A 25,338-nucleotide genomic window follows, 5' to 3' on the forward strand; every position below is an offset into this window, starting at 1 on the left:
GCGCGGCCCTCAGGATTCCGCGGGGTCCCGCGAGAACCCGAGGCGGGTGCGCAGCGGGACGCGCTCGTCGGCCGCGACCGCCGCCGCGCCGTCCGTGACCGTCTCGTACACCGAGAGGATGTCCGCCCCGACCGTGGACCAGTCGAAGCGGCGCACGTGCGCCGAGCCGCGGGCGCTGAGCTCCGCGCGACGGGCCGGATCCCGCAGGAGGGCGATCGCCGACGCCGCCAGCGCGTCCGCGTTCTCGTTCGAGAAGAGCTCCCCCGCCCCGCCCTGGTCCAGGACCTGCGCGAACGCGTCGAGGTCCGAGGCCAGTACCGGCGCGCCCGCCGAGAGCGCCTCGACGAGGATGATCCCGAAGCTCTCGCCGCCCGTATTGGGGGCGACGTACACGTCAACGCTGCGCAGCAGCCGCGCCTTGTCCTCGTCCGAGACCATGCCGAGGAACTCGACGCGGGAGCGCAGCGCCGCCGGCAGGGAGGCCACCGCCTCCTCCTCGTCGCCCCGGCCCGCGACGAGCAGCCGTACGTCCGGGCAGGCCTCCACGATCTTCGGGAAGGCGGCCATCAGCACCGGCAGCCCCTTGCGGGGTTCGTCGATGCGGCCGATGAAGCCGAGGGTCTGCCCGGACCAGGCCGGATGGGGGTCAGCCTTGGCGAAGAAGTCCACGTCGACGCCGTTGGGGATCAGCACCGCGTCCCCGCCCAGGTGTTCCACGAGGGTGCGCCGCGCGTACTCGCTGACCGCGATCCGGGCGCTGATCTTCTCCAGCGCGGGCTGGAGGATCGGGTAGGCCGCGATCATCGCGCGGGAGCGCGGGTTCGAGGTGTGGAAGGTCGCCACGATCGGCCCCTGCGCCGCCCAGCAGGCCAGCAGGCCCAGGGAGGGCGAGGCCGGCTCGTGGATGTGGATCACGTCGAACGTGCCGTCGTGCAGCCAGCGGCGCACCCGGGCCGCCGACAGGAAGCCGAAGTTCAGCCGGGCCACCGACCCGTTGTACGGCACCGGCACCGCCCGTCCCGCCGAGACGACGTACGGCGGCAGCGGGGTCTCGTCGTCGGCGGGGGCGAGCACCGACACCTCGTGGCCGAGGCGGATCAGGTGCTCCGCCAGGTCGCGGATGTGGAACTGGACGCCGCCCGGCACGTCCCACGAGTACGGGCACACGATGCCGATCTTCACTACGGGCGCTCCTCCAGGTCGTCGAGCCACAGCCGCTGCAGCATGTGCCAGTCCTCCGGGTGCTCGGCGATGCCCCACGCGAAGGCGTCCGCCACCGCCTGGGTCATGGCCGCGGTCCTCTCGGTCCGCGTCCCGGTCCCCGGTACCTCCACCGCGGGGTGGATGCGGCCGTACATCTTCGGCGCGTCCCCGTAGTGCAGGGTGGCCGGGAGCAGCACCGCCCCCGTGTGCTGGGCCAGCAGCGCCGGCCCGGCGGGCATGCGCGTGCGCGCGCCGAAGAAGTCCACCTCCACCCCGGAGGCGGACAGGTCCCGGTCGGCGACGAGGCAGACCAGGCCGCCGGAGCGGAGCCGGCGCGCCAGGGTGCCGAAGGCGGCGCCGCCGTTGTGCGGCAGCACCTCCATGCCCAGGCTCTCCCGGTAGGCGACGAAGCGGTCGTAGAGCGACTCGGGCTTGAGCCGCTCGGCGACGGTGGTGAAGGGGACGCCGATGTGGCCGATGGCCCAGGCCCCGGCGAGGTCCCAGTTGGCGAGGTGCGGCAGTGCGACGACGACACCGCGGCCGGTGGCCAGGGCATCGCGCAGCAAGTGCTCGTCCGTGAACTCGACCTCCGTGCTGAACCGGGAGGGGTCCATGGCGGGTAGCCGGAAGGACTCCATCCAGTACCGCATGTACGAGCGCATGCCGGCCTGCGACAGCTCGCGCAGCCGCTCCGGCCCGGCGTCCGGCACGACCCGCGCCAGGTTCGATTCGAGGCGCAGCACGCTCTTGCCGCGCCGCTTCCACGCGAAGTCGGCGATCCGCCGGCCGAGGGCCACGGCGGCGGGCTCCGGCAGCTTCTTGACCCCGGCCCAGCCGAGCCCGTACAGCCCGTCGACCAGTCTGTCCTGTGCCCTGCCCATCAGGCCGCGCCCCCTTCGGCGACGCCGGCCGCGGCGTCGGCCTCGGCCGCCTCACGGCGTACGGTGACCACCCGCTGGATCAGCGTGACGAGGGAGCCGACGGCCACGATCCACAGCGCGACCGGCAGCAGGACGCCGATCCACGAGGGCACCCCGAAGATCTGCAGCCCGGACAGACCGGCCGCGACCAGCGAGATCACGAGACGCTCGGCCCGCTCGATGAGGCCGTTGACGGCCACGGGCAGCCCGATCGACTCGCCGCGCGCCTTGGTGTACGAGACCACCTGGCCGCTGGCCAGGCAGAAGATCGACACGGCGCACAGCACGTTGTCGTTCCCGGAGCCCGCGTACCAGAGCGCGAGCCCGCCGAAGATCGCCGCGTCCGCGACCCGGTCCAGGGTGGAGTCGAGGAACGCCCCCCAGCGGCTGGAGAGCCCGGCCTGGCGGGCCATGTTCCCGTCCACCAGGTCGGAGAAGACGAAGAGGGTGATGGTGATGGTGCCCCAGAAGAACTCCCCGCGGGGGAAGAAGACCAGCGCTCCCGCCACCACTCCGGCCGTGCCGATCAGGGTGACCGCGTCCGGACTCACCCCCCGCCGGAGCAGAAATGCGGCGAATGGCGTGAGAACACGCGTGAAGAATGCACGCGCGTACTTGTTCAGCATGGCCTTCCCGGAGGGTCGCTGGGCCGCACGGCCACCACGGCCACCGGCTGGCCCATCGTAGCCAGCACACCGCCTCCCGGACGCCGCGCACCCACCGGTTCGGGCCACGCGAGCCGCGCGTCCCCCCGCGGAGCCCTCCCGGCGGGCCCCCGCGCGTACGTCTGCCGGACCTCCCGCGTCCGCCCCTCCGCCCCTCCCCCGGGCGCCGCCGGTACGACGTATGGACGCCGTGTGGCAGCGGTGCAAAGCTCGAAGAACCCCGTATTCCTCCTCCGAGGGTCCGTCGAGGGTCCTCACCGTCACCAGCGGGAGGCACGAGCACCATGGGAGCCACCTCACACCAATCCGGGGCCGCCGGCAGGGCACCGACGGCCGACCGGCCCGCCTCCGTACGGAACGTCGTGCTGGTCGGCCACAGCGGATCCGGCAAGACCACGCTGGTCGAGGCGCTGGCCCTGACCGCCGGAGCGGTCAACCGGGCCGGCCGGGTCGAGGACGGGGCCACCGTCTCCGACTACGACGAGATCGAGCACCGGCGACAGCGCTCCGTCCAGCTCTCCCTCGTCCCCGTCCAATGGGGCGGAATCAAGATCAACATCTTGGACACCCCCGGATACGCCGACTTCGTCGGCGAACTCAGGGCCGGTCTGCGCGCCGCGGACGCGGCCCTCTTCGTCGTCTCGGCCTCGGACGGCATCGACGGCGCTACCCGCATGGTGTGGGACGAGTGCGAGGCCGTGGGCATGCCCCGCGCCATCGTCGTCACCCACCTCGAAGCCGCCCGCGCCGACTACACGCAGATGGCGACGGTCTGCGGGGAGGTCTTCGGCGCCGACGACCCCGACCGGGTCGTCCCGCTCTACCTCCCCCTGCACGGGCCCGCCGGGCCCGACGGGCACGCCCCCGTCACCGGGCTGCTCGGCCTGCTCTCGCAGCGCGTCCACACCTACGCCTCCGGGTCCCGCGTCGAGCGCGACCCGGATCCGGCCGAGCTCGCCCTCATCAGCGGCGCGCGGTCCCGCCTCATCGAGGGGATCATCGCGCAGAGCGAGGACGAGGGCCTGATGGACCGCTACCTCGGCGGCGAGGACATCGACCTCAAGACCCTCGTGGACGACCTGGAGCGGGCCGTCGCCCGGGGCACCTTCCACCCCGTCCTGATGGCGGCCCCCGCCGCCGAGGGCGCGCGCCAGGGCCTGGGCACCACCGAACTCCTCGAACTGATCACCGGCGGCTTCCCCACCCCCCTGGAACGCGCCCCCGTCCCGGTCACCACGCCCGACGGCTCCGTCCGGCCCGCCGCCACCTGCGACCCGGACGGCCCGCTCGTCGCCGAGGTCGTCAAGACCTCCTCCGACCCCTACGTCGGCCGCGTCTCGCTCGTCCGCGTCTTCTCCGGCACCCTGCGCCCCGACGCGACCGTCCACGTCAGCGGGCACGGCCTGGCGGACCGGGGGCACGAGGACCACGACGTGGACGAGAGGATCGGCGCCCTCAGCTCGCCGTTCGGCAAGCAGCAGCGCACCCTGGACCAGTGCGTCGCCGGCGACCTGGCGTGCGTGGCGAAACTCACCCGCGCCGAGACCGGCGACACCCTCTCCGCCAAGGACGACCCGCTCCTCATGGAGCCCTGGACCATGCCCGACCCGCTGCTCCCCCTCGCCGTCGAGGCCCACAGCAAGGCCGACGAGGACAAGCTGTCCCAGGGCCTGGCCCGGCTCGTCGCCGAGGACCCGACGATGCGGCTGGAGCAGAACCCGCACACCCACCAGCTCGTCCTGTGGTGCATGGGCGAGGCCCACCAGGACGTCGCCCTGGAGCGGCTGCGCACCCGGTACGGGGTCCAGGTCGACCCCGTACCGCACCGGGTGAGCCTGCGCGAGACCTTCGTGGCCAAGGCCGCGGGGCGCGGCCGGCACGTCAAGCAGTCCGGCGGGCACGGCCAGTTCGCCATCTGCGAGATCGAGGTCGAACCCCTGCCGCCCGGCAGCGGCGTCGAGTTCGTCGACAAGGTCGTCGGCGGCGCCGTGCCCCGCCAGTTCATCCCGTCGGTGGAGAAGGGCGTACGCGCGCAGGCCACCCGGGGCGTCTCGGCCGGCTACCCGCTGGTCGACGTCCGGGTCACCCTCCGGGACGGCAAGGCGCACTCGGTGGACTCCTCCGACGCCGCCTTCCAGACCGCGGGAGCCCTGGCCCTGCGCGAGGCCGCCACCGGCGCCGGCACCCACCTGCTGGAACCGGTCGCCGAGCTCTCCGTGGACATCCCCGACGAGTACGTCGGCCCGGTCATGAGCGACCTCGCCGGCCGCCGGGGCCGCGTCGTCGGCACGGAGCAGGCGGGCCCCGGGCGCACCCGGGTGCGCGCCGAGATCCCCGAGATCGAGATCGGCCGCTACGCCGTGGAGCTGCGCTCCGTCTCGCACGGCACCGGCCGCTTCGCCCGGGCTTACGCCCGGCACGAGCCCATGCCCCCGCAGATCGCGGACAAGGTGCGCGAACAGGCCGAGAAGGGGAGCAGATCGAGCTGACCTCGGTACGCCGCCCACCCAACCCGCTTGCGGTGGGCGGCATTTCCCTGTCCCATGACCATGGGGCGAGATCCGCCGATAAGCTCATCGGCGCACCAAAGAGCACGAACGCACAGCGACGGGGGCAGCGGTGGCGGACGACGGATTCGACTTCAGGCCCGGGGCGCAGATTCCCCTCCAGGGCGGCGGCGGGCAGACGGCGGCGACGAACGCCCTCGCCTCCGCCGCGTACCGCGACGGGGCGAAGGACACCGCGCTGGCCTCGATCCTCGGGGCGAACAGCGAGAACCATCCGGCTTCGGTCAAGCCCGCCAAGATCTCCCTCTTCGAACCCAACCTCGGGGAGGCCTTCTGCCGGGCCGTCGAGGCCCGCACCCTGGGCGCGGCCCGCAAGCCGATCATCCAGTCCTTCGGCGCCGACCCGCAGACCGTGGTCGAGCACTGCCTGGCCGCCTCCCGGATCCGCAAGGAGCGCGACCGGAAGCTCCGGCTGATCATGCTGGTCTGCGGCGTGCTCTTCCTGCCGGGACTGCTGCTGTGGCTGGGCCTGTTCCAGCTGCGCAAGAGCCTGTCCTCCGGCTCGGGCAAGCGCGGGTCCTGGATCGGAACCGTCCTGCTGGTCGGTGTCGCGATCGTGGTCGCCGTCCTGATGTTCCGGCTGCCGTTCACCGGCTTCTTCGGCCTCTACCTGCGCGGCATGGTCATCGCCCCGGTGCTGGGCTGGCTCCTCGCGCGCCGGCTCTGCGAGTCCACCGCCGCCGACCTGCGCTCCCGCTGGGACGCCCTGCTGGACGGCGGCGGCGTCGGCGCGAAGATCCCGGAGGCCGTGCCCGGCAACCCGGACGAGAAGGCCCGCGAGGACCTGCGCCACCAACTGGCCAAGCTGACGGCCGAGGACCGCAGCAACCACGTCTTCTACGCGGGCCCCAAGGGCATACTCGGCATGGGCACCCGCTGGGGCAACTGGCAGATGGCCGAGGAGCTCGCCCCCAGGACCGAGGGCGCCGAGATCCACCCCTTCCGCAGCTGGGACGTCATACGCGCGATCGACACCCAGCTGCGCAAGCTGGAGCGCGGCCCCCTGCACACCGGCGGCTTCCCGGCCGCCGCCATCCAGCACTGGATCGTCACCCCGGTGGGCGAGGGGGCCGCCGAGGTGGCCCGCCCCACCGGTGAGAACACCGACACGTTCCTGATCAAGCCGCACGAGATCACCCGGATCTGCAACGAGCAGCAGTTCAGCGCGGGCAACCGGCACTACCTGGGCATCCAGTACCCGCTCTGGGACGGCCAGCTGGTCATCACCATGCTGGTCACGGTCACCGTGCTCTACAAGACCCTGCGCGTCGACGTCACCGCGCACGCGCTGGGACCCGTGCACGGCCTGTTCACCACCAAGGCAAAGGCCCCGGTGGTCGAGGTGCCCAAGAGCATCCGCTTCTGGGAGACGGAGGAGCGCCCGCTCCCCCTGGTCGACGCGACCGAGGTGGTCCGCCTCGCCGTACGGGCGCCGCTGACCTGGTACCCGCCGGTCCTCGACTTCCTCGGCGGCAAGCTGGTCCTGCCCGAGCCCTTCGGCCTGCGGCACGTGTGGGCGGGATCGATGTGGCGCCACCGGTTCATGGCGGACGACGCCCTGCGCACGGTGGCACCGGTCCTGCGGTCGGTGCACGCGGCGACGTTCAAGGTGCTGGAGGAGAACGGCGTGGACACCGACCGCTTCACCAACCGCTCCTCGATCATGAGCGGCCTCATCCAGGAGCCGGCCCCGCGCAAGGCCGACGTGTACGACGCGTAGGCGGGGTCCTCGGGCCCCCTGCGACGCCCGAACGGCCCCGGGGGGCGCGGCGCGCGCCGCCCAGGGGCACGCACCCCGGCCGAGCGGGTCAGCCGGTGGGCCAGGCGTCCGCGAGCATCTGGCGGGTGTCCGCGAGGAGTTGCGGCAGTACCTTGGTGTGCCCGACGACGGGCATGAAGTTGGTGTCCCCGCCCCAGCGCGGCACGATGTGCTGGTGCAGGTGCGCGGCGATCCCGGCGCCGGCGGCCGCGCCCTGGTTCATGCCGATGTTGAAGCCGTGTGCTCCGGATGCCTTGCGCAGCGCGACCATGGCCCGCTTGGTGAGGTCCGCGAGCTCCGCCGTCTCGTGTGCGTCGAGCTCGGTGTAGTCGGCGACGTGCCGGTACGGGACGACCATGAGGTGGCCGCCGTTGTACGGGTACAGGTTCAGCACGGCGTAGACGTGCTTGCCCCGGGCGACGACCAGCCCGTCCTGGTCGGACATCTCCGGAATCCCGCAGAAGGGACAGCCGTCCCCGGCCTCAGGACCGGTCGGCTTGTTCTCCCCCTGGATGTAGGCCATCCGGTGGGGCGTCCACAGACGCTGGAACGCGTCCTGCGTGCCCACACCGATCTGCTGCTCCGGCTCAGTCGTCATGGGATGCAGCATATGACCTTGCCCGCGGGGACGAGGAAGGCCCCCGGGAAGTGATCGCCTCCCGGGGGCCCGCTCCGTACGGTCAGACCTGGACGCGGTCGGCGACGACCTTGGCCAGCTTGGCCAGCGCCTCGTCCTTGGCGATGCCGTTCTCCTGCGAGCCGTCGCGGTAGCGGAAGGAGACGGTGCCCGCGGCCATGTCCTCGTCACCGACGATGATCATGAAGGGGACCTTCAGCTTCTGGTGGTTGCGGATCTTCTTCTGCATCCGGTCGGACGAGGAGTCCACCTCCACCCGCAGACCCTGCTTCTTCGCCTCGGCGGCGAACTCCCGCAGGTACTCGACGTGGCCGTCGCCGATCGGGATGCCGACCGCCTGGACCGGGGCGAGCCACGGCGGCATGGCGCCGGCGTAGTGCTCCAGCAGTACGGCGAAGAACCGCTCGATCGAACCGAAGAGCGCGCGGTGGATCATGACCGGGCGCTGGCGCGAGCCGTCGGGCGCGGTGTACTCCAGGTTGAAGCGCTCCGGCAGGTTGAAGTCGAGCTGGACGGTCGACATCTGCCAGGTGCGGCCGATGGCGTCCCGCGCCTGAACGGAGATCTTCGGCCCGTAGAAGGCGGCGCCGCCCGGGTCGGGGGTCAGCGGGAGGCCCTGCTTCTCGGCGACCTGCTGGAGGACGGCGGTCGCCTCCTCCCAGACCTCGTCCGAGCCGACGAACTTCTCCGGGTCCTTGGTCGACAGCTCCAGGTAGAAGTCGGTCAGACCGTAGTCGCGCAGCAGGTTCAGCACGAAGGTGAGCGTGCGGTCGAGTTCCTCCGCCATCTGCTCACGGGTGCAGTAGATGTGCGCGTCGTCCTGGGTGAAACCGCGGGCGCGGGTCAGGCCGTGCACGACGCCCGACTTCTCGTACCGGTACACGGTGCCGAACTCGAAGAGGCGCAGCGGCAGTTCACGGTAGGAGCGGCCGCGCGCGTCGAAGATCAGGTTGTGCATCGGGCAGTTCATGGGCTTGAGGTAGTAGTCGGTACCACCGTCGAGCTGCATGGGGGGGTACATGCCCTCCGCGTACCAGTCCAGGTGGCCGCTCTTCTCGAAGAGCGCGCCCTTGGTGGCGTGCGGGGAGTAGACGAACTCGTAGCCCTCCTCCTCGTGCCGGCGGCGCGAGTAGTCCTCCATGACCCGGCGGATGATGCCGCCGCGGGGGTGGAAGACGGCCAGGCCGGAGCCGATCTCGTCCGGGATGGAAAAGAGATCCAGCTCGTTGCCGAGCTTGCGGTGGTCGCGCTTCTCGGCCTCGGCGAGGAAGTCGAGGTGCGCCTTGAGCTCCTCCTTGGAGGGCCACGCGGTGCCGTAGATGCGCTGGAGCATCGGGTTCTTCTCGCTGCCGCGCCAGTAGGCGGCCGCGTTGCGCATGAGCTTGAACGCCGGGATGTTGCGGGTGGTGGGCAGGTGCGGACCCCGGCAGAGGTCCTTCCAGCACAGGTCGCCGGTCTTCGCGTCGAGGTTGTCGTAGATGGTCAGCTCGCCGCCGCCCACCTCGACGTTCGCACCGTCGTCGGTCGACGCGGAGCCCTTGATGCCGATGAGCTCCAACTTGTACGGCTCGTCGGCGAGCTCCTCGCGGGCCGCCTCGTCGGTGACCACGCGGCGGGAGAAGCGCTGACCGCGCTTCTGGATCTCCTGCATCTTCTTCTCGATGGTCTTCAGGTCATCGGGAGTGAAGGGCCTGGCCACGTCGAAGTCGTAGTAGAAACCGTCCCGGACCGGCGGGCCGATGCCCAGCTTGGCCTCGGGGAAGAGCTCCTGCACGGCCTGCGCCATGACGTGGGCGGTGGAGTGGCGCAGGATGTTCAGGCCGTCCTCGGAGGAGATCTCCACCGGCTCGACGGTCTCGCCGTCCTTCACCTCGTACGCGAGGTCCTTGAGCTCCCCCGCCACGCGCGCGGCGACGATGGTGCGCTCACCGGCGAAGAGCTCCGCCGCCGTAGTGCCCGTGGCCACCACGCGCTCGTCCCGCTCGGAATCGCGTTGGATGATCACACGGACGTCTGACACCGGTCTCTCCTGACTCAGGGGGTGCGCGAGCGAACACTGCGCGCCTGAATCGTACCGAGCCGACCGGCCACCCCGCGCAACGGTTATTTCGCGCACTCACCCGCGGCGGTGGGCCGGCGCCGCGGACCGACCCACCGCCCGCGGGGCGGGGACTCCGCGACGTCCCCGCAGACCGAGCGACCCCACCCCCGCCCCACGGACCGGCCCGGCTCAGGGTTCGCGAGCCGAGGAGACGCCCCGGAGGGGCCCCGCCCCACGGGCCGCCCGCCCCCACCGCCCCCGTCCCACAGGCCGCCGCCCTGCCCGCCGCCCACCCCGCCGCACCCCGCGGGTAGCGTGGGCGTCACCCCCGCCACCCCCCGGAAGGCACCCGCATGCCCACCCCCCGGATCCGCCCCCTCGACCTGACCGACGACGCCACCGCCTCCGCCGTACACCGGATCGGCCTGGCCGCGTACGCGGTGGAGGCGGAGCTGATCGGCTTCGACGGCATCCCGGCCCTGCGCGAGTCCCTCGCGGACATGCGGGCGCGGGACCTGCACTGGGTCGGCGCCGTCGTCACGGACGGCGGCGCGGCCGCGGACCTCGCCGGCTTCCTCGCCTGGGCGGAGGCGGCCGACGGCTCCCTCCACATCGACCGCCTCTGCGTGGCCCCGGCCCACTTCCGCCGCGGCGTCGCCTCCCTGCTCCTGCGGCACGCGCTGGCCGAACTCGCCCCGGACCGCCCGGTCCACGTCACCACCGGCGCCGACAACACCCCCGCCCTGCGCCTCTACACGGGTCTGGGCTTCGTCCGCGGAGCGGACTTCTCCCCGGCCCCGGGCCTGCGCATGGCCGCCTTCACCCGACCGCCGCGCGAGGCGCACGGCGGCCCCTCCGGCGCCTGAACGGCGGGCCCCCGCCCCACGCCCCCGCCCCCGCCGGGACCGGCTATTCGTCGGACGGCAGCACGTCCGCCGCGTCGAAGGAGTCGTCCAGCGCCTTCATCAGCCGGTCCCGTTCCACCTCGTCCAGCGGTACCGGCGTCACGTCCACCGCGTCCGTGAGCCGCCGGAAGCCGCCCCGGCGCTGCAGCCGCCCGCTGACCCGCACCGGCAGCCCCACCAGGTGCGCGTGCCCGGCCACCCGGTACGCCTCCTCGTCCAGCGCGGCGCGCACGTACGGGACCTCCGCCCCCGCCAGGACCCGCAGCCGGACGGTGCCCCCGCCGCCGGGGGCCGAGCGGCGCATCCGAACGACGGCGCCGGCGATCCGGACCGGCACCGCCGGCTCGTCGCGGGTGAAGCGGGCCGCCGCCTCGCGCAGCACCGGCAGGTCGCCGGGCGAGAACTCCACGGGCTCCGGGCGGGCCGCGCAGCCCGCCGGGACACCCGCCGCCGGCGCCCAGGCCAGCGAGATACGGGCCCCCTCGGTCCCCCGGACCAGGGCGATCAGCGCGCGGGCGAGCTCCCGGCTGACGCCGGCGGGCACGGCCGCGTCGAAGGCCTCCATGCCGCCGGTGGCCCGCCGGTAGTCCACCGCCTCCCGCGTGGCGTGCAGGGCGTGGTGGAGGCGGGTCACCGCGCCCCGGCCGCCGTCCACGGGCACGAAGGCGGTGAGCCGCCGCCCGCCCGGAGCGGGCCCCACCAGCACCCCGTCCAGGGTTCGTTCGGCCTTCTCCCGGTGGCGGGCGCCGTAGTACCCGGCCCTCGCCCGGTCCGCGAGCGCCCCCGCGAGCAGCAGCTGCCGCGCGGCCGAACGCAGTTGCTCCTGCACCGTCCACGCGGCCTCGCCGTGCAGCCCGTTGCGGCCGGGCGGGATCTCCCGCTCCCAGCGGACCTCGTCGCTCGGCACGCTGAGCCCGTAGAGCACCTCCCGGGCCGACGGCAGCCCGCTGCGCGCGAGCGCGGTGAGCGCCTCCTCCAGCAGATCGGAGCAGTCGGGGAAGGCGCGGCTCTCGGGCACGAGCAGGCTGGCGCCGCCCCCGTGGGCGGCCGGCGGTGTCCAGCGCCCGTACGTGCCGGCGGCCCCGCCCCGGCGCAGCCAGCCGTGCCGGTGCAGCAGGGCTCCCAGCACCGCCGGGTCGACCCGGGCGGGGTCGGGTGCGGTGGAGCGGGCGGGGTCCCCGTACGCCGCGGACGGCCGTGGCTCGGGGTTCGACGGGTACCGGTGCATCAGGGTGTCCCTCCCGACCCGACCCGGGTCATGATCTCGCACAGCGCGCGGTCGTCGAAGATCCGAAGGGTCGGGATCCGTACGGTGGTCCGGCGCCGGCCGGTCACGGGGTGGCCGGCGAGATTGGTCCAGTAGCAGCAGTGCCGCAGGTCGAGCCGGTCGTGTCCGGCGGCCAGCCACTGGTCGCGCTCCCTCGGCACGAGCATCACGACGAGGATCTTGTGGACGGCGACCGGCGTGCGGGCCAGCTTGACCAGGTGCTCGTTGTCGAGGGTGAAGCCGAAGGTGGGGCCGGCCGGGCGCGGTGGCACCTGGTAGGTCGCCTTCAACTGCACCTTGATGGTGACCTCGTCGTCGACGACGTGCTCGGGGGCGCCGTGGCTGACGTGCCAGTCGATGCCGTTGTCCGGGAAGGGCTGGGAGAGCGAGCAGCCGGCCGCGGCCGCGACGGCGTGCAGGTATCCCACCTGAAGGGTCTCCATACAGGCGGTGGTGGCGAGTGTGCCGCGCAGCGGTCCGGTCCGCGCCGGGTCCGGTGCTCCGGTCCGCGGATCGATCCGCCCCGCCAGCACCCCGCCCGGTTCGGGCTGTGTGAGCGCCATGGCCGGCTCCCCATGCCTTCCGGGCTGCCGTGGTGGTGGACGGGGTGACGACCGGTCATGCACGCGGTCCCCCACGGTTGTTGTCTCCGCACCCGGGTGCCCGCAAACGGCGTACGGGGCAAACAGCCCGGGTACAACCGTTTCGGGCAAGGGTGGCACGTTCCGAGGCGGCGGCGCCCGGGTGCGCCCCAACTGCCGACCGGGGACGAGGAGTTCGCCATGACACGCTGGTACGAGGGCCCGCTGGCCGCATTCGACACCGAGACGACCGGGGTGGACGTCGAGCAGGACCGCATCGTGTCCGCCGCGCTCATCGTGCAGGAGTGCGCGGGCGGCCGGGTCCGCACCACCCGCTGGCTGGTCAATCCCGGCATCCCGGTCCCCCCGGGGGCCACGGAGGTGCACGGCCTGACGGACGAGCACCTCCAGCGCCACGGGCGCTGGCCGGCGCCGGTGGTGGAGGAGATAGCCCGCGCGCTCGGGGAGCAGCGGGTGGCGGGCCGTCCGGTGGTGGTGATGAACGCGCCGTTCGATCTGACGCTGCTGGACCGGGAGTTGCGCCGGCACCGCGCCTCCTCGCTGTCGCGGTACCTGGACAACCGGCCGCTGACGGTGCTGGATCCGCGGGTGCTGGACAAGCACCTGGACCGCTACCGCAAGGGCCGCCGGACGCTGACGGACCTGTGCGCGCACTACGGCATAGAGCTGGAGGGCGCCCACGACGCGGCGGCGGACGCGCTGGCCTCGCTGGAACTGGTCCGGGCGGTGGGCCGCCGGTTCGCGGGGCGGTTGGAGCGGCTGACCCCGGCCGAACTGCACACGCTGCAGCAGGTGTGGCACGCGGCGCAGGCCCGGGGCCTGCAGGCGTGGTTCGCGCGGCAGGGGACGCCGGAGTCGGTGGACCCGCACTGGCCGCTGCGTCCGGACCTGTCGACGGCGGCGTAGCCGCGGGCGACGGCGCACCGGGCCCGAACATGCGGAAGGCCGGTCCGTCAGCAGACGGACCGGCCTGTCCCGGTGGGCGATACTGGGATCGAACCAGTGACCCCTTCGGTGTGAACGAAGTGCTCTCCCGCTGAGCTAATCGCCCGGGAACGGACTGAACAATACAGAAGGCTCGGGGCTGGTTCAAACCGCTTCCCAGGCCCTGTGCGCGCAGGGTCGTACTCAGGGCGGATCTGAGTACGCACGCCCATGTCCCGGGGGCGTGACGGGCACCACACTCCGCACTATGAACATGCCCTTGCCGCCGGCCGAGGAGTTGGCGCTCATCGACCGCGAGCTGGTCCAACTCGATGCCCGGCGGTCGTACTTGCTGCACCGCCGGGACTGGCTGCTGCGCCTGCCGCACCACGCCCCGCCGGCCCCGGCGGGCTGGCCCGCTCCCCCGGCCGGGCCGGTGAGGGAGGCCTCGGCCCGCGGCGCGCAGAATGTGCTGCTCACCCTGGGCGCTGTCCTGCTGGCCGTGGCCGCGCTGGCGTTCACGCTGGTCAGCTGGGGGTCCTTGGGTATCGCGGGGCGTTCGGTGGCGCTGGCCGCGGTGACGGCGGCGGCGTTGGGCGCGCCCGCGGCGCTGCTGCGGCGCGGGCTCCGCTCGACGGCCGAGTCGGTGGCGGCGGTGGGGCTGCTGCTGACGGTGCTGGACGCGTACGCGCTGCATGCCGTCGGCCTGCCCGGCACGGACGGCACCGCCTACACGGCGGGGGCTGCCCTCGTCCTGGCGGCGGTGTGGGCCGGGTACGGGCGGGGGCTGGGCGCGCTGCGGCTCCCGCTGCCCGCGGCGCTGCTGGCGGCGCAGTTCCCGCTGCCGCTGGCGGCGCTGGCCGCCGGTGCGGGGCCGGTGGCGGTGGGCTGGGCCCTGCTGGCGACGGCCGCGCTGGACGCGGCGGCGGCGTCCCGGGTCCGGGCGGCGGCCGTCCCGGCGGTGGTCGCGGCGGCCGTGCTCGGTGCGGGCGTCCTGCTGGTCGGGGCGGCGCAGTCCTGGTCGGCGGGCTCGGTGGGTCAGGCCCTGGCCCCGGCGGTTCTGCTGCTGGCGGGCGCGGCCCTCGGGGTGGCGGCGGCGTGGCGGGAGCCGCGCGCCTCGGCCGCGGCAGTGGCGGCCGGGACGGCATGGGTGGTGGCGCTGGGCGGGGTGGCGCGGCCAGCCCTGGACCCGGGCTGGGCGGTGGTCGCGCACCTGCTGGCGGCGCTGCCGCTGCTGGCGGCGGTACGGGTACCCGCGCTGCCGGCGCAGGTACGGCGCGGCCTGGCTCTGGCGGGCGCGGCGGTGGCCGGCCTGGCGGCGCTGGCGGCCTGCTCGGCGGTGGCGCCCTCGCTGCTGGCCCGGGTCGGGGTGCTGGACGAGGTGTGGGCGGCGACGACTCCCGCCCGGGGCGCGTACTGGCCGGGGGCGGCGGTGCCGCTGACGCTGCTGATCGCTGCGGGCGCCTCCTGGTGGCTGGGCCGGGCGCTCACGCGCCCGGAGCCGGGAGCGGTGGCGGTCGCGCTGGCCTGGTCGGGGCTGTTCACGGCCCCGGTGCTGCTGGGATTCCCGGTCGCGGTCGTGTTCGCGGCGCAGCTGGCGGTGACGGGCGCGGCCGGCCTCCTCGCGGTGCGCTCCACCGGCCGGGGCGTCCGCGCCACGGCGGCGGTGTGCGCGCTGGCGGGCGCCGCGAACGTGTCCCTGGGCGCGCTGGACGGCCGAACGGCCACCTTCGCGGTCTGGGGGCTGCTGGGCGCGGGCTGCGCCGCGGTAGCGGCGTACGGGCGGGCTCCCGGCCCGCTCCGGTCCGGGGCCGCCGCGTGCGCGGTCGCGTACGCCACGGGCCTGCTGGTGGCGGTGGGCGCGGTGGCGGACCTCGCGGTGGCCTGGTGGGCGCTGCCGGTGCTGGCCGTCCCGGCGGTGGTGGTGGCGCTCGGGCCCGCGCTGGGGCCCGTACGGCTGTCGGCCGAGAGCGCGGCGGCCGGGGCCGGGGCGCTGGCGGTGGCCCTGTCTGCCGGGCGCGCGGGGACGCTCGCCCTGGTCCTGGCGCTGGCCGGGGTGGTCTGCGCGGGGGCCGCCGTACGGGTGGAGCGGCGCCGTGCGGGCTGGGCGGCGGGGGCGCTGTTCGTGGCGGCGACGTGGGTCCGGCTGGCGGAGGCCGGGGTCACCACCCCGGAGGCGTACACCCTGCCCGTGACGGTGCCCGCCCTCGTGGTGGGCCTGCTGCGCCGGCGCGGGGACTCGAACGCCTCGTCCTGGACGGCGTACGGCCCGGGCCTGGCGGCGACCCTGCTGCCGAGCCTGCTGGCCGTCTGGGGCACGGAGCCGGCGGGGGCCGCGCACTGGTCGCGGCCGCTGCTGCTGGGGCTGTGCGCGCTGGCCGTGACCCTGGTGGGCGCCCACCGGCGGCTGCAGGCGCCGCTCCTGCTCGGCGGAGCGGTGCTCGCGGCGGTGGCGCTGCACGAGCTGGCGCCGTACGTGGCCCAGCTCGCGGGGGCGCTGCCGCGCTGGGTGCCGCCGGCGCTGGCGGGCGTGCTGCTGCTGGCGGTCGGCGCGACGTACGAGAAGCGGCTGCGCGACGCCCGCAGGCTGCGGGACGCGATCGGCCGGCTCCGGTGAAACGCCAGAGGCCCGGAGACTGTGAAAAGTCTCCAGGCCTCTGGTCCGGGTGGGCGATACTGGGTTCGAACCAGTGACCCCTTCGGTGTGAACGAAGTGCTCTCCCACTGAGCTAATCGCCCGGACGCACCGCAAACATTACCGCATGTCAGCGGCGCTCCTCGACCACGTCCGGTCCGCTATTGGCCGGCGAGGTTCCAGGGCAGCACGAGCCCGTACTTCCACAGGTAGAAGCCGATCAGGGCGCCCGCGACGACGAGGCCGACGGTCGTCAGGATGATGTTGCGGCGGCGGACCTTCGGGTCGAGCGCCTTCTGGGCCGCCTCGGTGACCTTGCGCTTGGTCCAGCGCAGCACGAGGTGGGCCCAGGCGAACTCGGTGGCCCAGATCGCGAGGCCCGCGAAGATCGCCACCCAGCCCGGTCCGGGCAGGACCAGCATGGCGACGCCCGCCCCGATCACGGCGAGGCCGACGACGAAGACGCCGACCTGCCAGCTCAGGTGCAGGCTCCGGCGGGCCTTGATGAAGGCCGGCGCCTTGGACACGTGCTGCTCCTCGTCGGCGGCTGCGGCGGCTTCCCCGCCCGCCGTTTCCCCGGCGGTCCGCCCCGCGTCCACGCCGGCGGCGTCCCCGGCGGTCACTCCGGTGGCTTCCCCGGTCCGCTTCGCGGATTCATCGGCTGCGGACGCGTCGGTCCCGCGGTCACTCCCCGTATTCATGACTCCGAATCTACCCGAGCCGGAAGCACACGCGAACGACCGTTTGGATCCGCCGTCCGAGGGACCCAGAGGTCCGCAAAACGGTCAGAGGGGTTTACAACGGCACCGTAGGTGGCATGTCGATTTCGCCGACGTGCGAATCCCCGAGCGCACACTGAGCGAAAGGCCCTGGCGCTTATGAACACCACGGTCAGCTGCGAGCTGCACCTGCGCCTCGTTGTGTCGAGCGAGTCCTCACTGCCTGTTCCCGCGGGCCTGCGGTATGACACGGCCGACCCCTACGCCGTGCACGCCACCTTCCACACCGGCGCCGAGGAGACGGTCGAATGGGTATTCGCCCGCGACCTCCTCGCGGAGGGTCTCCACCGGCCCACCGGTACCGGCGACGTCCGCGTCTGGCCGTCCCGCAGCCACGGTCAGGGCGTCGTCTGCATCGCCCTGAGCTCACCGGAGGGAGAAGCACTGCTCGAAGCACCCGCGCGAGCACTCGAATCGTTCCTCAAGCGGACGGACGCCGCGGTTCCACCCGGGACCGAGCACCGGCACTTCGACCTCGACAAGGAGCTCTCCCACATCCTGGCCGAAAGCTGAGCCAGGCCTACAGCCGCTCGACACCGTCCGACTCGGGGCGACGGTGCGGGCTGGACAACCACATACGCGTGACCGGCGCTGTTCCCGCGGAAGCCACCCGCGCGGACGGCGCCGGTGCGCGTTCAGGGGACCCGCTAGAGTCGGCCCCCAGCGACGGCAGGCCCAGTCGTCGCAGGCCCGCCCCCTGAGGGAGACCCCGTGCAGATCCCCCACGACACCCGTCGCGCGCTCGACGTCGTCGTCGCGCTGGTGAACACCGCGGCCGAGACCGACCAGCCCGACGGGCTGGCGGACATCGGCGCGCTGCGCGCCTTCGTCCAGGAGTACGCGATCAGCGACGTCGGCGAGCTCGGCGCCCGCGACCTGGCCGGGGTGCGGACGGTTCGGGGCAAGTTCGCGCAGATCTTCGCGGCACCGAACTCGCGTGCGGCGGCCGCACTGGTCAACGAGCTGGTGGCCACGGCCGGCACCACCCCGCAGCTGACCGACCACGACGGCTACGACTGGCACGTGCACTACTTCGCGCCGGGCGCGTCGGTCGGCGACCACCTGGCGGCCGACGGCGGCATGGCACTGGCCTTCATCGTGGTCTCCGGGGAGCAGGAGCGGCTCCGCCGCTGCGAGGCCCCCGACTGCCGCAGGGCCTTCGTGGACCTGTCCCGCAACCGCTCGCGCCGCTACTGCGACAGCCGGACCTGCGGAAACCGGCTGCACGTGGCCGCGTACCGGGCGCGGCGCAAGGAGGCGGACACGGGCGCGCCGGAGCATCCGCGGCCCACCGGGCAGCCGGTGGGCGCCGAGCCCTCAGAGCATGAAGAGGTCGTGCACGGCGGCCAGCAGCAGCAAGGTGCCGATCACTCCTAGGAAGATCATCAGGGGCGGCTGGGAGAGGGCGAAGAGGCAGCCTCGCGGCTCCTCCACGACAGGGGCGGGCGCCTGCGCGGGCAGCGGCGGGACCGTGTGCGGGGTATCGGGCATGTCGGGCCGATGATGGCGCAGCGCACCACCGTACGGGACTCAACACGCCAATTCCGGGGCGGCAGTTCGCCCGATCTCGTGGGCCCCGTTCAGATGCCGTGCTTCTTCAGGATCGCCTCGATGTCGGAGAAGTCCTCCCCCGCCGGAGCGTCCTTCCGGGCCCCGCGGTCGACGGAACGGGGCGGCGCGGCACCCGGACCCGTCGCCGGCCGCGAGGCGGCAGGAGCCACCGCGCCCCGCACCGGGGCCCCCTCGACCGCCCGGCCGGCGGCCCGGCGCTCCGCGGCGCGGGTGACGACGAGGAGCAGCCAGGCAAGGCCCAGCAGGCCGAAGCCGGCCCACACGGCCGGGTTGAAGATCATTCCGGACACCCACGCCACGGCGCCCGTCAGCACCAGGCCGATCGGCACCAGCGCGTACGCGGCGATCCGCACGGCCGTCCGGAAACGCTTGCGGTACGCGGTCAGCGCCGCGACGCCCAGGCCCGCCGCGGACACGGCTGCACATACGGTCTCGGCGATCATGCTGCCCTCCGGTTCTCGGCGGATCTCGGCGCTCGGGCGGATGTCCGCGGTCCACGACCATCCGTCCCGTCCATCCTGCACCGGGTACCGCCGTACGGGCCACGCCCGGTCCGGCCCCGGAGCGGATCTCCGGGACATCTCCGGGTCCCGCCTCCTCCCCAGGTGCCGGTCGGGCCGGGCGCGCGCGGCTGGGAGACTGTCCGTATGACCGATTCCGTGATCCTCGACGTCTGGTGCGAACTCCAGTGCCCGGACTGCCACCACGCCCTGGACGACGTGCGCGCCCTGCGGGCCCGCTACGGCGACCGGCTGGACATCCGGCTGCGCCACTTCCCCCTGGACAAGCACAAGCACTCCTTCGCCGCGGCCCAGGCCGCCGAGGAGGCCGTCGAGCAGGGGCTGGGCTGGCCCTACGCGGAGGCCGTGCTGGCGCGCACCGCCGAGCTGGGCGAGCGGGGCGAGCCGGTCCTGCTCGACGTGGCGCGTGAACTGGGCCTGGACGTCGAGGAGTTCGACACGGCGCTGATCGACGGGCGGCACATCCTGATCGTCGACGCCGACCAGGCCGAGGGCAAGGCGATCGGTGTGACCGGGACCCCGACGTACGTGATCGGCGGCGAGCGCCTCGACGGCGGCGCGAGCCAGGACGGCCTGCGCGCCCGCGTCGAGGAGATCGTCGACCGGCTGCTGGCCGCTCCTACCGACGGCGCCTAGAGCAGGTCCTTGGCGTAGTTGAAGCTCGTCGGGCGGTAGCCGAGCGACTCGTACAGCCGCAGGGCCGGGGTGTTGTCGGTGAAGACGTGCAGCCCCAGGGAGCGGTGGCCCGCGGCGAGGGCCTGGCCCTCCGCGAGCAGCATCAGGTCGCGGCCGTACCCGCGGTTGCGGTGCGCGGGGTCGACGACGACGTCGTAGACGTACGAGCCCTCCCCGCGCGCCGCCAGCCACAGGTGGCCGACGAGCGCGCCGGCCGCCTCCAGGACCGTGAGGGTGACGCCGGGGGTGTCCTGCCCCCGGGGCAGCAGCGCCTCGTGGTCCGCCAGCGACTTCGCGCGGGCGGCCTCCGTGGACATGCCGCGGCCGACCCAGTCGGCGGCGTAGCCCTCGATCGCGCCCGCCTGCCAGTCCTCGTACTCCGCGGCGGTCATCGGCCGGGCCAGGACGCCCTCGGACAGGGCGGGCGGCTCGGGCGGGAGCTCCTTGTCCATGGTGCGGCTGTACTCGGTGTAACCGAGGGCCGCCGCGAGCCGCAGGCCGCCCGCCGAGCCGGCCGGCACCGAGGCCCGGACCCGGCGGCAGCCCCAGCCGCGCAGCACTTCCTCGGCCGCCAGCGCGGCCACGGTGGCCCGGCCGCGCCGCCGGTCGGGCTCCTCGACCAGCAGGTCGCGGATCTCCCCGACGCTCGGGCCGAAGGGCGTGTCCGACGCGATCACCAGGGCGCCGACGGGCCGGCTGTTGACGCGGATCTCGTACGGGCGCGAGCGCGCCCCGCCGCTGGTCTGCTGAAGCGGCCCGGACGGCCGCAGGGTGGTGGTCATCCGTCGAGTTCTACCCGCCCGGCGGCCGCGAGGACAGCGCCGGGACCGCCTCCGCCGGCCGGACCGGACCGGCGGCTCCCGCGGCGAGTCCTGCGACGGGTGCCGCGGCAGGTCCCTCGGGGGGCCTCTTCTCGGCGGCCTACGGGTCGAGGTCGGCGGCGGCGCGTGCCGCGAAGGTCCGCATCGCCTCGGTCGTGACCGGCCCCGGCGAGGCGCCGAGCTCGCGGCCGTCGATCCGCAGGACAGCCTGCACGTCGCGCAGCGAGGAGGTCAGGAACACCTCCTGCGCCTCGTCCAGCGCCTCGAAGGGCAGATCGGTCTCCTTCGCGCCCGACCAGTCGACGACGAGGGCGCGGGTGATCCCGGCCAGGCAGCCGGAGGCCACCGGCGGGGTGTGCAGCTCGCCGTCGATGACGACGAAGACGTTGGAGCCGGTGCCCTCGCAGAGGCGGCCGACGGTGTTCGCGAAGAGCGCCTCCGAGGCTCCGGCCCGGTGGGCGGCGGCGAGCGCGACGACGTTCTCGGCGTACGAGGTGGTCTTCAGGCCGGCCACGGCGGACCGCTCGTTGCGGACCCAGTCCACCGTGACGACGGCGGTGGTGTCCGGGCGCCGGGCGGACTCCGCGACGGCGGCGATCAAGGTGGGGCGGCCGTCGCCGCGCTCCGAGCCCAGCGGGGAGCGGCCGCCGGTGTAGGTGACGCGCAGCCGCCCGAGCGGGACGGGGTCGGCCTCCAGGACGGCGGCGCAGGCGCGGCGCACCTCGTCGAGGTCCGGGTCGGGCAGGCCGAGGCCGCGGGCCGAGCGGGTCAGGCGCTCCAGGTGGCGGGTGAGCGCGAAGGCCTCACCGCGCTGCGCCTTGAGCGTCTCGAACACGCCGTCTCCCACGGTCAGCCCGTGGTCGAACACGGACACCTGCGCGCTGTCCGCGTCCCGCAGTGCTCCGTCGAGCCAGATCCTCACGTACGGTCCCTCCGCTCATCCCGTCCCAGGGGTGCCGGTCACCTCATGGGCCCCTGACGCTACCCGCAGCAGGCGGGCGGCCTTCAGTTCGGTTTCCGCCCACTCGCGGTCGGGGTCGGAGCCCCAGGTGATACCGGCTCCGGTGCCGAAGAGCAGCCGCGGGCCGCCGGGGGCCTCGCGGTCGATCCAGAAGGTGCGGATGCCGACGGCGAGCTCGCCGGTGCCCCGGTCCGCGTCCACCCAGCCGATACCGCCGCAGTACGGGCCGCGCGGGGCGGTCTCCAGGGCGGCGATGATCCGCAGCGCGGAGGACTTGGGCGCGCCGGTGACCGAGCCGGGCGGGAAGGCGGCGGCGAACAGCTCCGGCCAGCCGGCGCCGGGCGCGAGCTCCCCGCTGACGGTGGAGACGAGGTGCACCAGTCCCGGGTGCTCCTCCACCGCGCACAGTTCGGGGACCGTGACGGAGCCGGTGGCGCAGACGCGGCCGAGGTCGTTGCGTACGAGGTCCACGATCATCACGTTCTCGGCGTGGTCCTTGGGGAGCAGGTCGGCGACGGTGCGGCCGGTGCCCTTGATGGGGCCCGACTCGACGCGGCGGCCCGCGCGGCGGAGGAAGAGCTCCGGGGAGGCGGTGGCGATCTCGACGCCGTGGGCCGGTAGCCGAATCGTTCCTGCGTAGGGCGCGGGGTTGCCGCGCGCGAGGAGGGCGGTGAGGGCGTCCACATCGGCCCCGCCCGGATCGGGCAGCGGCGCGGACATCACCCGGCACAGGTTGGCCTGGTAGACCTCGCCGGCGGCGATGTGGGCGCGGATCCGGCGGACGCCCGAGACGTACGCGGCCCGGTCGAGCGAGGACGTCCAGTCGTCCGGGTCGGGGCCGCGCCAGGCGCCGGGGACCGGGGCGGGGACCCGGTCGGGGCGTATGTCCCCGAAGCGCGCGCAGGTCAGCCGCCCCTCGAAGTCGGCGGACACCGCCCAGAACCCGGTGGAGTCGAGGGCGGCGGGATCACTGGTGACGTCCCGGAGGTCGGTCGCGAGGAGGCCGCCGAAGCGGGCCAGGGGAGGCAGGTCGTGCACGGCTGCGAGTCTATGACCGGTGACGCGGCGGCGCCGGTGCGGTGACACCCGGGTGACCGCCGGTGATCGAGCGGCAGCACGCTGCGGAAACGCGTTTTTGAGCTGGCCCGGGAATCCGCTAGAGTTCAACACGTCGCCAGGGAGCGAAGGGGCAAACCCCCGGAGCGAGCACGGTGACCTGCGGACGTAGCTCAGTTGGTAGAGCACCACCTTGCCAAGGTGGATGTCGCGAGTTCGAGTCTCGTCGTCCGCTCGAAGTGGGGGATCTTCCCGGAACCCCCGCAGCTCCATGGTGGAGTGGCCGAGAGGCGAGGCAACGGCCTGCAAAGCCGTCTACACGGGTTCAAATCCCGTCTCCACCTCCAAGGACGATTAGCTCAGCGGGAGAGCGCTTCCCTGACACGGAAGAGGTCACTGGTTCAATCCCAGTATCGTCCACTGGTCCGCGAGGATCCCCGCGCGATTAGCTCAGCGGGAGAGCGCTTCCCTGACACGGAAGAGGTCACTGGTTCAATCCCAGTATCGCGCACGCAGTACACGCAGTACCGGCACGCCCTCAGGGCCTGCCCACTTGATCGACCTGCGGCTTCGACGCCGTGGTTCCCGCGCGATTAGCTCAGCGGGAGAGCGCTTCCCTGACACGGAAGAGGTCACTGGTTCAATCCCAGTATCGCGCACCACCCGGAAGCCCCCGGCCGTCTCTACGGCCGGGGGCTTCCGCGTTCCCGGCGCCGGGGCGGCCGGCGCCGGGCCGACGCGCGGTGGGCGGGCCGGCGCCGGGGCGGTGACTCAGGAGGAGAAGAGCATCCGGCCGAAGCCGCCGCGGTGGTGTCCGTGACCGTGGCCGCCGTGGCCGCCGTGCTGCGGGGCTCCCCAGGCGGGGGCGGGGGCGGCGTGCGGGGCCGGGTAGGGAGCCGGGGGCGCCGCGGGCGGCGGGACCTGCCCGTACTGCTGGGAGGTGTACTGGGACTCCAGTCGGGTCAGCGCCTCCAACTCGCCGTAGTCGAGGAAGATGCCCCGGCAGCCGCTGCACTGCTCTATCTGGACCCCGTTGCGGTTGTAGGTGTGCATGATCGCGTGACACTTCGGACACTGCATGACCGGATCAACTCCTCGCCGTCGCCGTCACCACCGGATGCATGCCCAGTGGCGGGAGGCCCACCCTACGACGGGGGCATGGACTCCAAGTCGGGCGGGAGCGCCGCCATTCGCGCGCAGGCGTCCACCATCAGCCGCTCCACGTCTTCGAGTCGGCGGTCGCGCTCGGCGGCTTTGGCCACCGCCAGAGCCGCCGTCTGGACGGTGAGGGCGCGGGCGGCGAGGTCCAGTTCCGGCCAGGGGTCGGAGCCGGGCGGGCCGGCCGCCGGGCCGCCCGCGGACCGGTAGGCGTCGAGGAACCGCAGCCAGGTGGCGGTGTCGAGCAGACCGGCGGCGTACCAGGCGGCGGGGCGGGCGAGGTCCCAGGCGGGGGTGCCTAGGCCGAGGTCGTCGACGTCGATGAGGAGCCAGGCCCCGTCGGGGGCCGGGTGGCGCACCAACTGCCCCAGGTGCAGGTCGCCGTGGCAGAGCGCCCCGCCCTCGGGCGCGGCCGCCTCCCCCCGCGCCCACGGCGGCAGTGTCCTCGCGGCGGCCCACACGGCCCGCACGTCCCGCTCCGTAGGCCGCCCGTCCCCTTCCGTACGCGGTCCGTTCCCGTCTTCCGTACGCGGTCCGTTTCCGTCTGGCGTGCGCGGTCGGCTCCCGTCTTCCGTACGCGGTCCGTTCCCGTCTTCCGTAAGCGGTCCGTTTCCCCCTGGCGTGCGCGGTCCGTTTCTGCCTGGCGGGCGCGGTCGGCTCCCGTCTTGCGTGCGCGGTCCGTTCCCGTCTGGCGTGCGCGGCCGGCTCCCGTCTTGCGTACGCGGTCCGCTCCCGTCGGCGCGGGGGCCGGAGGCCGTGGGGGTTCCGGGCGCGGGGGCGTCCGCGGTGGAATCCATGTCGGGTACGGGGCCGGCCGGGTTGCCGCGGCTCCCATCGGCATGGGGGCCGGGCCCCGCGCCGGTGGAGGCCCGGGTACCGAACGCCCCGGCGCCGGGGAGCCCGTCGGGGCCCGGGGCGGGTACGGCGAGGGCGCCGTCGGGGGTGGGGATCCGGGAGTCCGCCGGGGTGGATGCGCCCGTAGGGGCGAAGGCGGGGTCCTGGCGCGGGACGAGGAGCGGAACGGCACGGTTCAAACGGTGGAGGGCGCGGGCCACCTTGGCCGGGCCGCGCATGGGGGGCAGCGGGCCCGGGAGGGTGTCGAGCGGAGTCCGGTGCAGGGCTGCGAGGAGACGGGCCGCCTCCTCCCAGGGGGCGTCCTCGGGCCGCTCCGGATCCACCGGCGCTCCGTAGGGCCAGACGGAGACGGGCCTGCCCCTCAGGAGGCCGCCCCCGCCCGGCAGCGGGGCGAGGAGCACCCCGGCGAGAGAGCGGTGTGCGGCGATCCGCAGCCGTACGGCGAGGTCCTCGGGGTCGGCGTCCCCGGCGTGGGCCTTGGCGACGAGTTCGCCGCAGCGGACCACGGTCGCGTCGTCCCGGTCGGCGAGCAGCACGTACGGCGCACGGGGGCGGGCGGTGGCATAGGCCGCGAGCGCGGCGGGCAGGGGCTGGGGCGCTGCGGGCACCCGCCGCCGGGCGGCGTCGTCCTGGGGCATCACGGATCCGTGCACCTCCTCTCGGAAGCAGCCTACGGAAATCCCGGCGCGGCGCAGGGGCGGGAACCGGAGCCCACCGCGGGGGTCAGCGGGACGCTTCGGCGACCGGGCGCGGGCGCGGCGGCGGCCGGGCGCGGAGCAGGCCCGGCGGCGGCCGGGCCCGGAGCAGGCACGGCG

At 74.0% G+C, this 25,338-nt stretch carries 22 protein-coding genes, 7 tRNA genes and 1 pseudogene; 13 read left to right on the top strand and 17 right to left on the bottom strand.

Features of this window, described 5'->3' with window-relative positions; all coding sequences use genetic code 11:
- Positions 1-9 precede the first annotated feature (9 nt).
- The 3 genes from ACFWUQ_RS14770 to pgsA are packed head-to-tail and all read right to left on the bottom strand — an operon-like array spanning position 10 to position 2,749.
- Positions 10-1,182: a glycosyltransferase family 4 protein gene (locus tag ACFWUQ_RS14770; protein ID WP_384537716.1), complete on the bottom strand. Its 1,173-nt coding sequence runs from the start codon at positions 1,180-1,182 to the stop codon at positions 10-12.
- Positions 1,182-2,084 (bottom strand): phosphatidylinositol mannoside acyltransferase, encoded by a 903-nt coding sequence (locus ACFWUQ_RS14775; RefSeq protein WP_384537719.1) that lies wholly within the window; start codon positions 2,082-2,084, stop codon positions 1,182-1,184. The genes ACFWUQ_RS14770 and ACFWUQ_RS14775 overlap by 1 nt, the downstream gene beginning before the upstream one ends.
- Positions 2,084-2,749: a phosphatidylinositol phosphate synthase gene (gene pgsA, locus ACFWUQ_RS14780; RefSeq protein ID WP_384537721.1), complete on the bottom strand. Its 666-nt coding sequence runs from the start codon at positions 2,747-2,749 to the stop codon at positions 2,084-2,086. The genes ACFWUQ_RS14775 and pgsA overlap by 1 nt, the downstream gene beginning before the upstream one ends.
- 323 nt (positions 2,750-3,072) lie before the next feature.
- On the opposite strand from pgsA, the gene ACFWUQ_RS14785 reads away from it, so the two are divergent.
- Positions 3,073-5,277 (top strand): elongation factor G-like protein EF-G2, encoded by a 2,205-nt coding sequence (locus ACFWUQ_RS14785; RefSeq protein ID WP_384537724.1) that lies wholly within the window; start codon positions 3,073-3,075, stop codon positions 5,275-5,277.
- A gap of 130 nt (positions 5,278-5,407) precedes the next feature.
- Positions 5,408-7,075 carry a hypothetical protein gene (locus tag ACFWUQ_RS14790; RefSeq protein ID WP_384537727.1) on the top strand — a complete coding sequence of 556 codons (1,668 nt, stop codon included), beginning with the start codon at positions 5,408-5,410 and terminating at the stop codon, positions 7,073-7,075.
- Positions 7,076-7,163: 88 nt separating this feature from the next.
- Here the strand turns inward: ACFWUQ_RS14790 and ACFWUQ_RS14795 are convergent, their stop codons facing one another.
- A complete protein-coding gene (locus ACFWUQ_RS14795; protein ID WP_384537728.1) occupies positions 7,164-7,724 on the bottom strand; it encodes an HIT family protein in 561 nt (186 codons plus the stop codon).
- Positions 7,725-7,794: 70 nt separating this feature from the next.
- Positions 7,795-9,771 carry a threonine--tRNA ligase gene (gene thrS / locus ACFWUQ_RS14800; protein ID WP_384537731.1) on the bottom strand — a complete coding sequence of 659 codons (1,977 nt, stop codon included), beginning with the start codon at positions 9,769-9,771 and terminating at the stop codon, positions 7,795-7,797.
- 374 nt (positions 9,772-10,145) lie between these two features.
- Between thrS and ACFWUQ_RS14805 the strand changes: the two genes are divergently transcribed.
- The gene (locus ACFWUQ_RS14805; RefSeq protein ID WP_384537734.1) at positions 10,146-10,658 is read left to right on the top strand and encodes a GNAT family N-acetyltransferase; all 513 of its coding nucleotides are present in this window, start codon (positions 10,146-10,148) and stop codon (positions 10,656-10,658) included.
- Positions 10,659-10,701: 43 nt separating this feature from the next.
- Here the strand turns inward: ACFWUQ_RS14805 and ACFWUQ_RS14810 are convergent, their stop codons facing one another.
- Entirely contained in the window at positions 10,702-11,925 is a 1,224-nt protein-coding gene (locus ACFWUQ_RS14810; protein ID WP_384537736.1) for a hypothetical protein, read from the bottom strand.
- Complete coding sequence (locus ACFWUQ_RS14815) at positions 11,925-12,527, bottom strand: DUF4365 domain-containing protein (protein ID WP_384537739.1); 603 nt, start codon at positions 12,525-12,527, stop codon at positions 11,925-11,927. The genes ACFWUQ_RS14810 and ACFWUQ_RS14815 overlap by 1 nt, the downstream gene beginning before the upstream one ends.
- Before the next feature lie 219 nt (positions 12,528-12,746).
- Here ACFWUQ_RS14815 and ACFWUQ_RS14820 point away from each other — a divergent pair, with 219 nt between their 5' ends.
- Positions 12,747-13,472, top strand: a complete 726-nt coding sequence (locus ACFWUQ_RS14820; RefSeq protein WP_384537742.1) for a 3'-5' exonuclease — start codon at positions 12,747-12,749, stop codon at positions 13,470-13,472.
- Between the two features lie 73 nt (positions 13,473-13,545).
- Here ACFWUQ_RS14820 and ACFWUQ_RS14825 read toward each other — a convergent pair.
- Positions 13,546-13,617: transfer RNA gene (locus ACFWUQ_RS14825), tRNA-Val, on the bottom strand.
- A gap of 141 nt (positions 13,618-13,758) precedes the next feature.
- Here ACFWUQ_RS14825 and ACFWUQ_RS14830 point away from each other — a divergent pair.
- A complete protein-coding gene (locus ACFWUQ_RS14830; protein ID WP_384537744.1) occupies positions 13,759-16,107 on the top strand; it encodes an SCO7613 C-terminal domain-containing membrane protein in 2,349 nt (782 codons plus the stop codon).
- Between the two features lie 50 nt (positions 16,108-16,157).
- Here the strand turns inward: ACFWUQ_RS14830 and ACFWUQ_RS14835 are convergent.
- Positions 16,158-16,229: transfer RNA gene (locus ACFWUQ_RS14835), tRNA-Val, on the bottom strand.
- 57 nt (positions 16,230-16,286) lie between these two features.
- A complete protein-coding gene (locus ACFWUQ_RS14840) occupies positions 16,287-16,826 on the bottom strand; it encodes a TIGR02611 family protein (protein ID WP_384537747.1) in 540 nt (179 codons plus the stop codon).
- 177 nt (positions 16,827-17,003) lie between these two features.
- Here ACFWUQ_RS14840 and ACFWUQ_RS14845 point away from each other — a divergent pair, with 177 nt between their 5' ends.
- Both ACFWUQ_RS14845 and ACFWUQ_RS14850 read left to right on the top strand, forming a co-directional pair.
- Positions 17,004-17,417: an SsgA family sporulation/cell division regulator gene (locus ACFWUQ_RS14845; protein ID WP_030011909.1), complete on the top strand. Its 414-nt coding sequence runs from the start codon at positions 17,004-17,006 to the stop codon at positions 17,415-17,417.
- Between the two features lie 198 nt (positions 17,418-17,615).
- A pseudogene (locus tag ACFWUQ_RS14850) lies at positions 17,616-18,164 on the top strand (CGNR zinc finger domain-containing protein); the annotation flags it as partial.
- Positions 18,165-18,221: 57 nt separating this feature from the next.
- On the opposite strand, the gene ACFWUQ_RS14855 reads toward ACFWUQ_RS14850, so the two are convergent.
- Together ACFWUQ_RS14855 and ACFWUQ_RS14860 are read right to left on the bottom strand one after the other, a co-directional pair.
- Positions 18,222-18,395 carry a hypothetical protein gene (locus tag ACFWUQ_RS14855; RefSeq protein WP_384537750.1) on the bottom strand — a complete coding sequence of 58 codons (174 nt, stop codon included), beginning with the start codon at positions 18,393-18,395 and terminating at the stop codon, positions 18,222-18,224.
- Between the two features lie 89 nt (positions 18,396-18,484).
- Positions 18,485-18,919: a hypothetical protein gene (locus ACFWUQ_RS14860; protein ID WP_384537752.1), complete on the bottom strand. Its 435-nt coding sequence runs from the start codon at positions 18,917-18,919 to the stop codon at positions 18,485-18,487.
- A gap of 204 nt (positions 18,920-19,123) precedes the next feature.
- On the opposite strand from ACFWUQ_RS14860, the gene ACFWUQ_RS14865 reads away from it, so the two are divergent.
- Positions 19,124-19,633, top strand: a complete 510-nt coding sequence (locus ACFWUQ_RS14865; protein WP_384537755.1) for a DsbA family protein — start codon at positions 19,124-19,126, stop codon at positions 19,631-19,633.
- Here the strand turns inward: ACFWUQ_RS14865 and ACFWUQ_RS14870 are convergent.
- The 3 genes from ACFWUQ_RS14870 to ACFWUQ_RS14880 form a co-directional block, all read right to left on the bottom strand.
- Positions 19,630-20,454, bottom strand: a complete 825-nt coding sequence (locus ACFWUQ_RS14870) for a GNAT family N-acetyltransferase (protein WP_384537757.1) — start codon at positions 20,452-20,454, stop codon at positions 19,630-19,632. The genes ACFWUQ_RS14865 and ACFWUQ_RS14870 overlap by 4 nt on opposite strands.
- A 139-nt stretch (positions 20,455-20,593) precedes the next feature.
- Positions 20,594-21,415 carry an aminotransferase class IV gene (locus ACFWUQ_RS14875; RefSeq protein ID WP_384537760.1) on the bottom strand — a complete coding sequence of 274 codons (822 nt, stop codon included), beginning with the start codon at positions 21,413-21,415 and terminating at the stop codon, positions 20,594-20,596.
- A gap of 15 nt (positions 21,416-21,430) precedes the next feature.
- A complete protein-coding gene (locus ACFWUQ_RS14880; protein WP_384537763.1) occupies positions 21,431-22,492 on the bottom strand; it encodes a chorismate-binding protein in 1,062 nt (353 codons plus the stop codon).
- A gap of 180 nt (positions 22,493-22,672) precedes the next feature.
- On the opposite strand from ACFWUQ_RS14880, the gene ACFWUQ_RS14885 reads away from it, so the two are divergent.
- The 5 genes from ACFWUQ_RS14885 to ACFWUQ_RS14905 all read left to right on the top strand — a co-directional run bounded on the left by ACFWUQ_RS14885 (position 22,673) and on the right by ACFWUQ_RS14905 (position 23,172).
- A tRNA-Gly gene (locus ACFWUQ_RS14885) sits at positions 22,673-22,745 on the top strand.
- Positions 22,746-22,783: 38 nt separating this feature from the next.
- A tRNA-Cys gene (locus ACFWUQ_RS14890) sits at positions 22,784-22,857 on the top strand.
- A gap of 1 nt (position 22,858) precedes the next feature.
- Positions 22,859-22,930 (top strand) — tRNA-Val (locus ACFWUQ_RS14895).
- A 19-nt stretch (positions 22,931-22,949) separates the two neighbouring features.
- Positions 22,950-23,021 (top strand) — tRNA-Val (locus tag ACFWUQ_RS14900).
- 76 nt (positions 23,022-23,097) lie between these two features.
- Positions 23,098-23,172: transfer RNA gene (locus ACFWUQ_RS14905), tRNA-Val, on the top strand.
- A 109-nt stretch (positions 23,173-23,281) separates the two neighbouring features.
- On the opposite strand, the gene ACFWUQ_RS14910 is transcribed toward ACFWUQ_RS14905, so the two are convergent.
- Together ACFWUQ_RS14910 and ACFWUQ_RS14915 are read right to left on the bottom strand one after the other, a co-directional pair.
- A complete protein-coding gene (locus ACFWUQ_RS14910) occupies positions 23,282-23,590 on the bottom strand; it encodes a zf-TFIIB domain-containing protein (protein ID WP_384537765.1) in 309 nt (102 codons plus the stop codon).
- A gap of 65 nt (positions 23,591-23,655) precedes the next feature.
- Positions 23,656-24,465 carry a phosphotransferase family protein gene (locus ACFWUQ_RS14915; RefSeq protein WP_384537768.1) on the bottom strand — a complete coding sequence of 270 codons (810 nt, stop codon included), beginning with the start codon at positions 24,463-24,465 and terminating at the stop codon, positions 23,656-23,658.
- Positions 24,466-25,338: the final 873 nt, after the last annotated feature.

Origin of the sequence: Streptomyces sp. NPDC058662 (assembly GCF_042716255.1) — a bacterium.
Taxonomy (GTDB): Bacteria; Actinomycetota; Actinomycetes; order Streptomycetales; family Streptomycetaceae; genus Streptomyces.